Origin of the sequence: Bifidobacterium bohemicum DSM 22767 (genome assembly GCF_000741525.1) — a bacterium.
Classification (GTDB): domain Bacteria; phylum Actinomycetota; class Actinomycetes; order Actinomycetales; family Bifidobacteriaceae; genus Bifidobacterium; species Bifidobacterium bohemicum.
This window is the reverse complement of record NZ_JGYP01000005.1, coordinates 179395-192986: the sequence shown is the minus strand read 5'-3', so window position 1 is coordinate 192986 and position 13592 is coordinate 179395. Positions and strand designations below refer to the sequence as shown.

Genomic DNA, 13592 nt, shown 5'->3' with positions numbered 1-13592 from the left:
GTCTTGAACCGGCGAACCAACGCTGAAAGCGAACGTCAATCGTTATCGGACGTTTCGGGTATGCCATTTTTGAACTCCTCGATGATCTCCTCCCGACTTTTCGGTTGGGCATGAATCTCACGGTCCGACTCATTGGCGCGATCAATGTAATAGAGTGTTGCGTCTATGAACTCCATAGGGCACCCGGCGATCTGCGAAAACAGGAGACGATACAGGTCGAGCTGAAGCAGCTTTTCGTTGATTTCCTGAGATCCGACGGGCTTTTTACCGGTCTTCCAATCGACGATGGTGAACCGTGTCGTCTTGTCGTTTTCGTCAAGACCACCGTAGAACACGGCGTCCAACTTGCCGTTGACGATCGCATCGCCCAACTCAGGAACGGCGACGACAATCTGCATTTCGGCCGCATACGGCCTACGCCGCGCCCACCGGCTGTCGGCCAGGCGGCGACACCATTCAATCATCGTGTGGTCCGCTTTGGACGGCAAGGCCGAACCGCCGCCTGCACCAGACAAATCTTGTGCAAGATCAGCCACAAGCGCGGCCCTCGTCCGGCGAGCGTCACCCGCAGTCAACTGACCGGAATCCGATTCCTCGGCACCTACGATATCGGCATCATCGAACGCGTTGACGAAAAGCTCGGCCCAGGCATGGAAGCGCGTGCCGGCCTCGGCCGTAGGGGACGACACCTGCGGAATCGGACGCACGATGCCACGCCAATATGCACGGTCCCGCACGCCCCCGGTCCGGGAAACGCCGGCCTGCAGCGAAGTGACGTTCCGACGACGAGCCGCGAGCACGTGCTCACCGCGACGTCGAATCTCCGCATCAAAAGCCGCTTCCGCCCCGCCTTCGGGCGTCCGATGGGCCGCCACAGGCAGGTGACGGTCGGACGCATCGGGTTCACCGGCGGAACCGGAAGCGACGGACAAGACAGAACCGTTGAGCGGATCGGTCGGGCACAGATACTCATCGTCAAGGAGCATCCGGGTGCGGGCGAGCAGCGATTCCCCCTCAGGAAGCACCGCCGCAGGTTCCCTCCCGACTCCGTTTGGAACGCGTTCCCCGCCATCGGCAGCCGTACGACACTTCTGATTCGAAGGTTTCCGAACAGACTCGGCCCCTTGGGACGCCACCCGGGCCGACCAGTCCAACTGGCTGGCCAACCCGGAGCTGAGCTTGACGGGCCAAGGCAGAGGGCCCGACTGCGCCTTGTGCTCCAAGGGTTCGGTCCAGGCGCAATCGACCACGGCCCGCTTGAACGCGGCGGCGTCATCCCCCACGAAGAAGCCGTCGGGACGCTCCATTCCCAGAGCGTCAAGCGTCTGTGGACCCTCCTGCCGGGAATCGGCAGCCGGAGGAGCAGGATCCGCATCGGCCGCCACGACGCCGACATGCGTGCACAAGGCGTCATCCACTTCCTGCCAGAAGTTCGACGGCTTGGCTTTGACGACTTTGCCTGACTCATCAGGCATACGTCCCTCGTCCGTCGAACGGCTGTAGGTCAGCAACGCCTCATAGCGGGCCCGCGTCAAGGCCACATAGGCCAGACGACGCTCATCGGCATGCAGACGGCGGCCGAATTCAGCACGCTGGTCAAGCCACTGCGAGGCGTCGCCCGAGCCTTGCGCACCCGGCTCGTCCGTCGATTCGTTCGCGACACCGGTCGTCACGCTCCCAAGACCTTCGGCTTCACGCACCACGGCCTCGACCGAATCGAATGCGCCCAACGCGTCGATCGGGTCCCCGCCCGGCGCCAGATCGTGAGGGAAGCGCGGCAGGATGCCGGCATCGGCACGCACCGGAACCGGCACCGCGGCCGGGGCGTCGAGCCAGGTCCGCGCGGTCTCGGTGTAAAGCGGCGGTTGCCACGAACCGTCTTCCCGCACCTTGCCCGGATGATCCGGATCCTCCTCTATGGCCAGATGGTCGCCCTGATTGCTGGGAAACCGGGATCTGGCCAATCCCACCATCGCAACGGCATCCCATTCGAGCCCCTTGGACTGGTGAACGGTCATCAGCACCACATCCGCCGGCTCATCCACCCCCGGTGCGGCCGTGTCGTTGACCGTATCGAGCGAATCGACCCAACTGACGAATCCCCGCAATGTGGGGGCCTGATCCTGGGCGATCTCGCGCGTGAACGTGTCGACGAGGTCAGCGAGCGCCTCCATGGGCGAACGCGCCTGGGTCGGGTCGAGGCCGGCGGCCCCCGTGTGGTCGTTCAAGGCCTGCGCCACCACGGTGTCGATGTCGAGGCCAAGAGCCTCGACGGCGGTGGCGACGATCTGCGACAACGGTCGGTTGAGCACACGGTTGACCTGGCGCAACACGTCCGAGACCTGTTCGATCGCCGTAAGCCCCTTGGCCGTGAAACGCCTTTTCGTGCCCGGGGCATTGAGCAAAAGGTCCAGCTCCCCATCCACGACAAGGTCCGGCAGAAAGACCATATTGGGCACTTGGTCACGGTGTTTGGCCACCAGTGCCGCACGGGCGTCGGGCTTGGCATCGGGCGACACCACCCCGGCGGCGGCCAATGCACGATAACGGTATTCGTCGTTACGGCGGCTCGCAAGCCCCGCCAACGCAGCCAGGTCCGAACGACCCAGCCCGAAACGCGGCGTCGCCAGCAATCGCATGAGGCTGGCGGCATCGGTGTGATCCGCCGCCACATGCAACACGGCCATCACGTCCCGGATCTCAGGGCGATCCAGCAATGCGGAATAGCCCACGACCACGGTGCTCAGGCCGGCATCGCGCAGCCCCTGTGCAAACTGTTCCATCTGCGCCTTGCCACGGAACAGCACGGCCACATGCGGGCGGGAGTCCTTGGCGTCGGGGTCGGAAGGCGTGTGCCGGGCGATCACGGCCTTGGCGAAGCGGATCACGGCATCGATCTCCTGGCCGCGAGTGTCGAAGCCGAGCACGCCGAGCGTTCCCTCGCTGGCCTCGGGCAGAGCGTCGAGCTTGGGCACGTCAACCTCCGTCATCAACGAACTGGAACGCGGCATGGACGCCCGGCGCAACGGCTCGGTCAGGTCGTTCGCGGCCTCAAGCACGAGGCGGCTGTTGCGTCGGGTGGTGCGCAACGCATACGGCGGACGGCCCTCCGCACCGAAATCGCGCTGGAACATGCGGAATGCCCCGGGGCTGGCGCCGCGCCATGCATAGATGGACTGGAAGGGGTCGCCCACGGCCGTAACCGCGCTGCCCCTGCCTTCCTTCGGATGGAACAGGGCGGCGATCAGTGCGGCCTGCGTGGTGGAGGTATCCTGGTATTCGTCAAGCAGGACGTGCGTGTAACGCCGCCGGAAGCGTTCCCCGATGGAGGGGAAACGGGTCACCAACGCGTGCGCGGCGATGGTGAAGTCGTTGAATTCGGCCATGTCGAGGCTTTTTTTGCGCTCGTCATATGCTTCGACCAGATCAAGAAGCACCTCGCGCCGCCGAACCACGGTGCGCAGCGCATCGCTCCGGAACAAGGCGACGTCGTGTGCGGCCCTGTCGGACTCGGCCCGATAATCTTCGAGCCGTTGTTCAAAGACCTTGTCGCTGTCCTTTTTACGACGCTTGGGACATTTGGGCATGTCCGACTCTTCGACCGGTATCTGTTCGTCACCGATGAGCGCATCGAGACGTTCCAGGAATGCGGCATCCCAGCGACGCACACGTTCGATTCCGTCCTTGACGGACAGGCAGCCGGCGCCGATCACCGAGCCCCCGATTGCTCCGGCGAGAGCAAGCACGTCGTCGACCACCGTGTCGAAGTCGCCCAGGCCCTGCCCGCGCACCAGATCCATGTTCTCATCGATCACGCTTACGGCCAGTTGCCTCGAACCGGCCTCGCTCAAGGGCTGCGTGTTCTGGTCGAAGCCGACAAGCAGGCCGTATTGGCGCACGATGGACTGGAAGAAGGCGTCATAGGTGAGCACCTGCGGCTTGAGGAACGGATTGCGCGAACCGTTCCCGGAATCGGCCACGGCCGCGGACACCCGGCCCGAAAGCTCGGAGGCGGCCTTGTTGGTGAAGGTGAGGCCCAGTATCTTCTCGGCGGGCACGCCCCGGCGGATCAGCGTGACGATGCGTCGGGTCATAGTGTATGTCTTGCCGGACCCCGCGCCCGCCACCACCAGGACATCGTCATTGGTCGGAGCGTCGATCACCGCGGCCTGTTCATCACTGTCAAGCCGGACCGGAGCGGCTCCGGAATCGGGAACGCCGTCGGCTTCCGCCTCATCATGGGCGCCGAACACGGCCATGCGTTTCAGCTCGTCAGTCAATTTCCGGCCCTCCTCGTCTCGAAAACGGTGTCCACCTGACCGGCGCACGCCGGACACACCACGTACGAAGCATGGTGTTTTTGGCACCAAACCACATGGTCCGACTGCGGATGCGCCGTCAGCACATTCGAACGCGAGGCGGCGGCCGCGTAGAAAACACGCGAGATCATGGTCAGCGCCCACGCCGCCTGCGTGCCGCGTAAGCCGGTGAAGTCAGCCCATGCCCGGTCGCCGACACCCTGCGGCGGCCCGGCAGGCAGATCGGGCAGATCGAAAAGACCGTCGGGCTTTTTTACATAGTAACGGGGCGTGAACGGTTCCGCGTTGAGCGCCCCGACGCGGAACAGCGGCGGCTGGAAGTTCGTCTCCGGGGATCTCCGCGCCTTGGCGGGGGCATCGTCCAATTCCACATCGAACAACTCGCTTTGGCGGATGTCGGGCATATCCGGCACGGGCCCGGATGCGCGACGGAAGGTGGATGCATCGGACACGTCGGAGGCCGCCACGACGGCCCGACCGATGCGGTCCTGCGAATCCGATTGCGTCTGCGGCTGGGGGAAGGCGAACCCAAGCTGATAACAGACCAGTTGCAGGTCGTTGAACATCTGCCGTGCCGTGTGCCTGCTCCGGCCTGTCTTCCAATCGATCACGCGCATATATCGCGTCCCGTCCCCGGGGTCACGCCATTCCACGCGATCGATGCGGCCGGTCAGCCGCACGCGCATATCCTCCTGCATCCCGTCGGGCCAGCCGCCGACCAGCGAACCCATGATCGCGGCCAGCTCCCGGCGCCCGATGGGATTGACTCCGTCGATCGCATTATAGGCGGTCAGGATGTCGTCAAGTCCGAACAGGCCGGCGAACGGCTGCTCGCTTTCGGCCCGGACAAGGCGACCGACCTCAAAGTAGCCGATGTTGCCGTTCAGGTACGAAGAGGCGTTCGAAACGACGAAATACGTGGCGATGTTTTGCAGCGCCTGCCGCGCGCCGTCGTCCTTGCGCTCCGCCCGGTAACGCTCCGCCGGGTCGGCGATCATGGAATAGTCGCCAGCGATGCCCCGATAGATGCCCATCATGCGATCAGTTATCTGCGCGACACGTTCGGATTCCGGCAAATCCGCGAGATATTCGGGGTCATCGAGTCCGGCCTTGCAGGCTTCGTCGGCCACTTGGTGAATCAGCGAGCCGAAATTGGTGGCTGCGGACGAGGGACGCGGACCGGCGAACTGGTTTTCCAGCATCCAACAGACGGGGCAGCCCCAGATGGCATCGACCTGCGAAGGCGACAGGCGTACGACAAGGCCTTCGGAGGCGCCACCAGTTCCATCAATGGAAGCGACATCGGAAACGCCGTCCGCAACAACACGGGAAGCATCACCCGACGCTTTCTGCCGGCCGCCCTTAGGCCCGTTTGCGGACATATTATTATCCTCACCCGGCTCATTCCAGTCGACGAACGACCAGTTGCGCGGGTCCGCCGCCTCAAGACCCGCGCCGGCGAGCGCGCTCAACGTCTCGACGGCGTCATCCACCCGCGCTTCACGCAACACATCATTGCCGGGGCGGGGCCCGGCCGCCCCGTCGTCCTGCGCGTCGAACCCGCCATCGTTCAAACCTTCGGCCGATTGCCGCGCAAGCTCCACGCGTGCGGCCGTAAGTAGCCCGCGTGGGTCGGTATCGAGACCTGCGAAACGGCTTGCCCCGGCCACTTTGGCGTACTCGCGGGCAGGTGGATCGGCATCGCGGTCGCGGTCGAACAGCTCCGGAAGATACACGTAAAGAAAATCCGAAGGCACGTCGGCATCACTGAGCACCGATCCAACGAAAACCTTCGACTCCGCGCGAGTCAGCGCGACGAGGAACCCACGCTGCTCGGCGCCGAGCACCCGCATCAGTTCCGCCCCCGGCTCGGAGCCGGTTTCGACGTGCAGGCCCCCATGCAGCACGACGTCGGCCAGATCCTCACCGCCGAACATCGTGTTGCGTGCCGCCAGATTGGGCCATGTGCCCTCGGTGACCTGCACGATCCACACCAGCGGCCAGTGGCGACCCGCCGCGCCCGCAGGGGTGGTCAGCGTCACGGCCTGGTCGATGGGAGCCACCTTGGCCAACGAATCCGCCGCCACGCGCATCGAACGCACCGAAGAGATGAAGTCCTCCATGCTCTGCCGCGCGCCGGAACCGGCCGCGTAGGAGAACAGTCGCATCATCACGTCGAGCCGGTCGTTGGCCGCCCGCCCGTCCGCGTCTGCGACAAGGGCCTGTCGCTGCCAGTCAAGCGCGACGCCACAGCAGTCCCAAGCCAGCCCCAACACATATTGCGGCTCCGGAACCTGCAAGGAACCCATTCCCGATGCGACGCGATCGACCACATCCCACAACCGCACGAACGCGCGGATATGCCGGTCGCGTCCGCCGCCGACGGCCGTGAGCAAGGACAGGACCTCGGCCACGACGCCGTCAGCGACGACGTCGCAGGAATCGCCATCATCGTCAGGCAAATCGGGCCGGACATCCTTGCGCCCATCCTCCGCGCTTTTGGCTCCCCTTGAATCAGGGCCATTGACGACATCGGAGCCATCAGCAGCCCGTCCTTCGGCAGGAACCGCAATTCCATTCACCGGACCGTCGGATTCGTTCGTGGTTCCTGGCGCACCATCACTTGCGGAATCACCGAATGCAAGCATGACATACATCGCGTCCACTCCGAAGGCGACATCCGCCCCGGCCTCGGAACCGGCCGAGGCCTGCGCCGCGTCCTGCTCACCCATCGGACCGTCAAGAAGGCTGTCATCAACCACGACGCCGCCGGATCCCCCGCGCCTCGCGAACTGTTGTCTCAACCCGTCCCAACGCCGACGCAACGCCTTGAGACCATTCGCCTCGCATGGCACCGACACGTCATTCCGCGCCGAACCGGGCGAAGGTCCCACCGCTCCGGCGTTGTCCTGACGGCAGACCTTGTCGAGCTCATCGACGGCCCGCATCACGGATTCGACCGAGGCCAGACTCGCCGGAGCCGCGGAAGGGCCGACAACGGACATCGACCGTAACGAACGCCGCGCACCACGCCGTTCGGCGTCGCCGCGCCCCGACGCGCCATCGGCACCCTCCATCAACGGGCTTTCCAACAAGGTGCGGACCCGCGAGCGCACGAACCGGGCTGCACCGGCCACATCCATCGACGTGCCTTGAATACCCTCGCGCCTGAGCTGCGCAAGCTCGATGAGCGCGAACAGTCCCTGCACGCTGGGGTCGTCCTTGAACGGTGCGGTGACCGCGGAGTAGCGCACCGGCACGCCGTCTCGCCGGAGACGCTCGCCGAACGCACGCACCGTATCGTTGTCGTGGGCTATCAGGGCCATGTCGTTCCATTGCCGGCCTTTTGCCAGGTGCTCTTGTTTGATGCGCCAGACGACATCGTCCAACTGCTCGCGGGAGCTGCGGTAAAGCGCCGAAGACACCGTGCCGTCGGCAGGCAGGACATTGCCGTGCGGAAGGGGCTTGATGGGCAGCGCCCCTTTGAACCATTCCAGTTTGCCGGGGCGGGAGGGCAGGGCCACGTCGGTAGGTTCGTCACTGGTTATGGACAGGGAGACTCGCGAGGCGACAAGGTCGCGGTAGATCGGGGCTTCACGCCCCTCGGAGGCATCGAACCCGTCGGAACCATCCACCGCATGGAGGGCATCGGCCTTGGTCGAAACGGATGGTTCCGAATCGGCATGACGATCCGAACGGGCCACATCCTCCCCGATGCTCACCGGCTCCGCCCCGATCGGCCCAAGGCGAGCACGGTCGAACAGATATTCGGGGTACGAGCCGCGGAAGGTCTGCACCGCCTCATCGGGGTTGCCGACGAGGACCAGCAGCACGCCGCGCCCGGCCAGCTCCTCAAGAAAAGCCAGGCCGGCGAGCGTCAGATCCTGAAAATCGTCCACGACCACCATGCGGGGCAGCACGTCGGCAGACAACCGTCTCACCGCAGCCGCCCCCTCGACCAGCAGTTTCGAGGAATCGATGCGGAACTGCTCCGGATAAACCTCCTGCACCGTCTGCACGTATTCCCGACGCAAGGTGAACGCCAGACGCCACTGAACCGCAAGGCGTTGCCCCAGGTCGTCCCGACCCTCTGCAGGCCCGAGCGCCTCCAGGACCTCGCCCTCCCGGTCATCCGAAAGCCCCAGCTCGTCCATGCGCGCGATCATGTCCCGCAACTGCATCACAAATGCGTCGTTGACACCACGCTCAAACAGTACATCGCTCGAGCCGATTCCGCGAGAGGTCTGGCGGGCATTCCCCTCAGGCGCCGCTGCACCGGAGGCTGACGCACCGTTCGCGCCCCGCCCCAAGCGCACGACGGTTTCCGGACGCCCTTGCGCGGCGAGCGTGTCGTCAGCCGGATCGCTATAGATGGATTCCACCCAGTCCTGCGCAGCGAAGTACCGCCGCATCAGCTCGCACGTGCCGCACAATTCACCGGCCCGGGCATGACGTACGTGCACTTCGACCACCCGCCGCAACAAGGCATCCTGCTCGGCGCCATTGATGAGTTTTGGCAACGGCGCCCCCTGCGACCGACGCCAATCAGTGAGCAGTCGGAACGCGATGGCCGCCAGCGTGGTGACCGGACGCGCCACGGAAACCGCGCCAACCGCGCGAATCGCACGGTCACCCAGCGCATCCGCCGTCTGGCGATTGCCCACGGCCATCGCCACGGCCTCGTCGCCGAATCTCCCAATGCCCTTGAGCGTGGCCGCCAGCGCGAACTCCGTCTTGCCTCCGGCAGGAACCCCGGCAACCAACAGTGCACGGAACGGGCGCAGGTCGTCGGCCGCGCCGCGATCGTCGAAGCCGGTCCCGCTTCCGTCGTCGGCACGGGCAAGAAGTTCGTCCACCCTGCGCAGGACCGCGTCGGCCCGACCGTCATCCTCGATTCGCCCGTCCGAAGCCGCGGATGCACCCGCCGTCACCAAATCGTCCTCTCGTAACCTTTTCACGTTATCGTTCACCATTCATACCCCATCGAAGCCATGCCGCCACCAACTTGCCTGATTCCAGTCTAAACCGCGTCCTCAACCCACACACCTAACCCACGACGTTAAGTGGCGCCGAGCAAGTACAATCGAGATATGAGCACAGCGCCGAGACTTGAAGCCGCGAAACGCGACTGGGGAGATGACGAAACCAACTGCACCGTGCTTCATATCGACATGGACGCTTTCTACGCCTCGCTCGAAACCGCGCGGCACCCCGAACTTCGGGGACGGCCGGTCATCATCGGATGGCTCGGATCACGCAGCGTTGTCTCGGCCGCCAACTACGAGGCTCGAAAATACGGGGTCAACTCCGCGATGCCGATGGCACGTGCGAAGCAGCTGTGCCCCGGAGGCGCCTTTGTGCCGGTGGACATGACCTATTACCGAACCATGTCCAAGCGCATTTTCACCGAAGTGTTCCAACAGGTCACGGACCAGATCGAACAGGTCTCCGTGGACGAGGGCTATATGGACGTGTCCGGCGCGCTACTGCTATGGAAATCACCACGGGCGATCGGCGCTTGGGTGCGACAACAGGTCGCGCGGCGCTACGGCATCACCTGCTCGGTGGGCGTGGCCTCCAACAAGCTGGTGGCGAAACTGGCCTCCACCAACGCCAAACCGGATGGCATGTTGATGATTCCCGAAGCCCGGCAGGCGCAATTCGTGCAGATGATGCCCTTACGGGCGATTCCGGGCATCGGACCGTCACTGGGCAAGCGACTCGACGCGTGGGGCATCAAGACCGTGGCCGATCTGGCGCAGATGGACGAAACGGCGCTGTTTCAGGCCACCCGCTCGCACATTACGGCTCACCATCTGTTTCTTGCCTCTCGCGGGCTTGATCCACGGCCAGTAGAGCCGCATGCGCCCGAAAAGTCGATTGGCGCCGAGGTGACGTTCGAACAGGACACACGCGACATGACGCAGGTTCGCGAGCTACTGCACCACTGCTGCAACGAGGTGAGCAGCACGCTTCGGGCCAAAAGCCTCGTGGCACGCACGGTGACGGTGAAACTACGGTTCGCGGATCTGAGCTACTCGACCAAATCACATACGCTTGAACAGCCCATGGACACGACGACGGTAATGTACCCCGAATCTGTTTCACTGCTCAGGTCGATGCTCAAAATACCGGCAAACGCTTCTGACAGCACGCCCTTGCCGCGCGAAATCAGGCTGGCCGGAGTCAGCGCCAGTTCCTTAAGCGATCGCGCGGCAACACCGGTGCAACTGTCGTTTGACGACATGTTCACAGGCGGCGACGGAGTCGATAAACACAAATCGGGCAACAGCCGGCGGGGCCAGCCCGACGGTCATCCTGGCAATCGCAGCGACGCCCGCCAACAGTCCGGCAACCACACCGACAGCACCGGAGCCGGCACTCGACATGACGACCACGCCGACACCGGCGCTGGCACTAACACCGGCAGTCAATCCGGCAACCACCCGAGCAAGCGAATCAGCGACAGCCAGAGGAAGTCCGTCTTTTCGACACCGATCGGCCAAAGCGAGCGCCAGCCTCAACGGCAAAAACGCGATTCCGCACCAGACGTTTCGCAACCGGATGCAGCAAGGTCACCGCAGGACGCCTTGCGCAAGGCCGAATCCGCCCTCGACGCGGTGCACGGCAAGTTCGGCAAGCACGCGGCCGGACTGGGCATCGAACACGACCAATGGAAGGCGCGCCAGGTCGCCGGCAACTCCCACCTGGACCCTCGCCGATAACCATGCCACCTCACGACGCTGCGCACGATTGAGCGCCTTCACCCTCGACCCTCGACACAAGCACATCCCGAAGCGGACATGCTCACACCGACGCATAGGGTCACTCATCCACCGAGGGAGAGTCATCAGCGCGGGAGGCGATGGCGCGGCGCCGCAGCCAGGACGGCTTGACCATCATGCCCTTGCGCTGCGCGTAGACCAGCAGGGCGACCCCCGCGACTCCCATCAGAATCACCGGCACGACACTCGCCTCAAGGCCGAACGAGCCACCGGTGAGCCAATCCGGTCCACGCCACTGCGCCACCAGCCATGAGTCCTGCTTGCCCGTACCGGACACGATCGAACCGAAAATCGGTCCTTCGGCAAAATTCCACATCATATGTTCGCCTATCACAACCCACAACGAACGCGTGATGACGTAAAGCGCCGCGGCGAGAATGCCGTCCTCAATCGCGATGGCGAGCCCACCCCACAACGTGCCGTCGGGATTGCTCACATGAAGCAGTCCGAACACCAGCGCGGAAACCGCCACCCCGCCCCAGGAGCCGAGCCATTCCTCAATCAGGCGCAACAGCATGCCGCGCATCATGATCTCCTCGGACACCCCGGCGCACATGCCCAACGCCACCAAATCCACCAACGGGTTGTAATGCACATTGAAACCGGCAATTCGATAACCGCCGGTCAATGCCAGCACGCCCAGACTCGACGCAATGGCGCCAAACCCGATGACAAAACCGACGAGCAGGCCGCCGCAACGTGAGAAACGAAACTCCAGGGGGTGGCGCCGCCGCTCCATGCAGAAAACGACCACGACGTACCCCGTAACGGCGGCGACGGTCTCCAAAAGCATGGCTCCAAGCATTACCTGCGGATCATCGACATCGAAACCCATGCCGGGAGCCGTCGAGCCGGCATCAATTGCAGCCATCCCATAAACGATGCCCCCGATGATTCCCAACACGACAAGCACACCGAAAAACGTCCCGAAAAAGACCAAGCCACGCAAGACGATGTTCAGCCTTGCCGGCTCGCGCCCGCCATCGGCCCGCACCAAACGCCGTAGCGGGTGGTCTTCGGTCAGCAGGTCATCGGAGAAACGCGTACGTGTTGATTGCTCCATATGAGCATTATAAAACAGGCACACGCGATAAACGCGATGCGCGGCCGACGGAGCTTCCATCACTGTCCGATCGGATCAGGTGCCGAAGGTTCAGGCCGAAAGTTCAAGACAATCGATGACGCCTATTGCACGCTCGTGAAGCATCGCCCGGAAACCACCAACCGTTGTCTGCGGGCGACTAGGCCTCCAGACGTCGGGCCGCTTCTGCAAGCGTGGCATCATCGGCGGTGACCGAGAACCGCAGGCGAGTGGGGTCCCCGTAGAACTCGCCCGGACTGGACACGATGCCGATGCGGGCAAGCTCGGCCATGTCCTGCCAGCAGTCGCCGGACTTCGCACGCACCCACACATACAGGGCACCCTGCGGCACGCGGGCGTCATAACCGGCCGCGCGCAAACCGTTCACCAACGTTTCGAAGCGGCGACGGTAAAGCCCACGCTGAATCCCAACCGACCGCCCGTCTTCCAACGCGACGGCCATCGCGGCCTGCACCGGGCCCGGAATAATCTGTCCGATCTGCTTACGGTAGAGCTTCATCGGCCCGATAAGCTCCGGATCGCCAGCGATGAATGCGGTGCGATACCCGGCCATATTCGATTGCTTGCTCAGCGAGTAGAGCGCCAGAACGCCTCGGGCGGTACCCCCACAGACCGCCGGCTCAAGTATGCAGCTGGCCGGCACAGCACCATCGCCGCCTTCGGCGTCTTCAGACCACGTCAACAGGGCATAGCATTCATCGGAAAGCACCACGGCGCCTATCGACCGGGCGGCCTCGACGATCCCGCGCAACTGCCCGGCGGACAGCACCTGCCCAGTCGGATTGCTTGGCGAATTGACCCAAATCGCCTTGACGCCCGGAATGCTCCGCCATGAATCGACGTCGGCCACGTTCGCGACCTTGCACACTGCGGCACCGGCCAGTTGCGTGCCGATTTCGTAGGTCGGATAGGAGATCCGCGGCTGCACCACCACGTCGCCCGGTTCCAGATGCAGCAGCGAGGCCATGAGCGCGACGGCTTCCTTCGAACCGACCGTGGGCACGAAATCGGCCCCCATGCGTTCACAGTCGACGCCGCGCACATTGCGGAACCAGTCGACAATGGCCCGACGCAACCGCGCCGACCCCTCAGCCTTCGGGTAGCCGTGGGCATCCGGAGCGTCCGCGGAGTCGGCGAGCGCCCGCCGCACCGTCGCGGGCGTGGCATCCACCGGAGAACCGACGGAGAGGTCGATCATTCCGCCAGGCGCGGCCTGCGCGGTTTTTCTATACGGCGCGACGCGTCCCCAATCGTAGGTGTTCGCGAATGTGTGGAAGCCCATGGTACCGCCTTCGTTTGATTGACTCGCGCCGGACCTCGCCGGCCTTTTTCTGCCAATAACCCTATACACTACCCGCAACCGGGCTCGAAGCAGACCGGACGGCC

At 64.2% G+C, this 13592-nt stretch carries 4 protein-coding genes and 1 pseudogene; 1 reads left to right on the top strand and 4 read right to left on the bottom strand.

Annotated elements, in window-relative coordinates:
- Positions 1-35: 35 nt before the first annotated feature.
- Together BBOH_RS07720 and BBOH_RS07715 are read right to left on the bottom strand one after the other, a co-directional pair.
- Positions 36-4259, bottom strand: a complete 4224-nt coding sequence (locus tag BBOH_RS07720) for an ATP-dependent DNA helicase (protein WP_033520986.1) — start codon at positions 4257-4259, stop codon at positions 36-38.
- Between the two features lie 17 nt (positions 4260-4276).
- Positions 4277-9292 carry a PD-(D/E)XK nuclease family protein gene (locus BBOH_RS07715; protein WP_052118138.1) on the bottom strand — a complete coding sequence of 1672 codons (5016 nt, stop codon included), beginning with the start codon at positions 9290-9292 and terminating at the stop codon, positions 4277-4279.
- Between the two features lie 117 nt (positions 9293-9409).
- On the opposite strand from BBOH_RS07715, the pseudogene dinB reads away from it, so the two are divergent.
- Positions 9410-10582, top strand: a pseudogene (gene dinB, locus BBOH_RS07705) (DNA polymerase IV); the annotation flags it as partial.
- 562 nt (positions 10583-11144) lie between these two features.
- Here the strand turns inward: dinB and BBOH_RS07700 are convergent.
- Positions 11145-12167 carry a CPBP family intramembrane glutamic endopeptidase gene (locus BBOH_RS07700; RefSeq protein ID WP_161786396.1) on the bottom strand — a complete coding sequence of 341 codons (1023 nt, stop codon included), beginning with the start codon at positions 12165-12167 and terminating at the stop codon, positions 11145-11147.
- A 178-nt stretch (positions 12168-12345) separates the two neighbouring features.
- Complete coding sequence (gene dapC / locus BBOH_RS07695; RefSeq protein WP_033520904.1) at positions 12346-13488, bottom strand: succinyldiaminopimelate transaminase; 1143 nt, start codon at positions 13486-13488, stop codon at positions 12346-12348.
- Positions 13489-13592 lie beyond the last annotated feature (104 nt).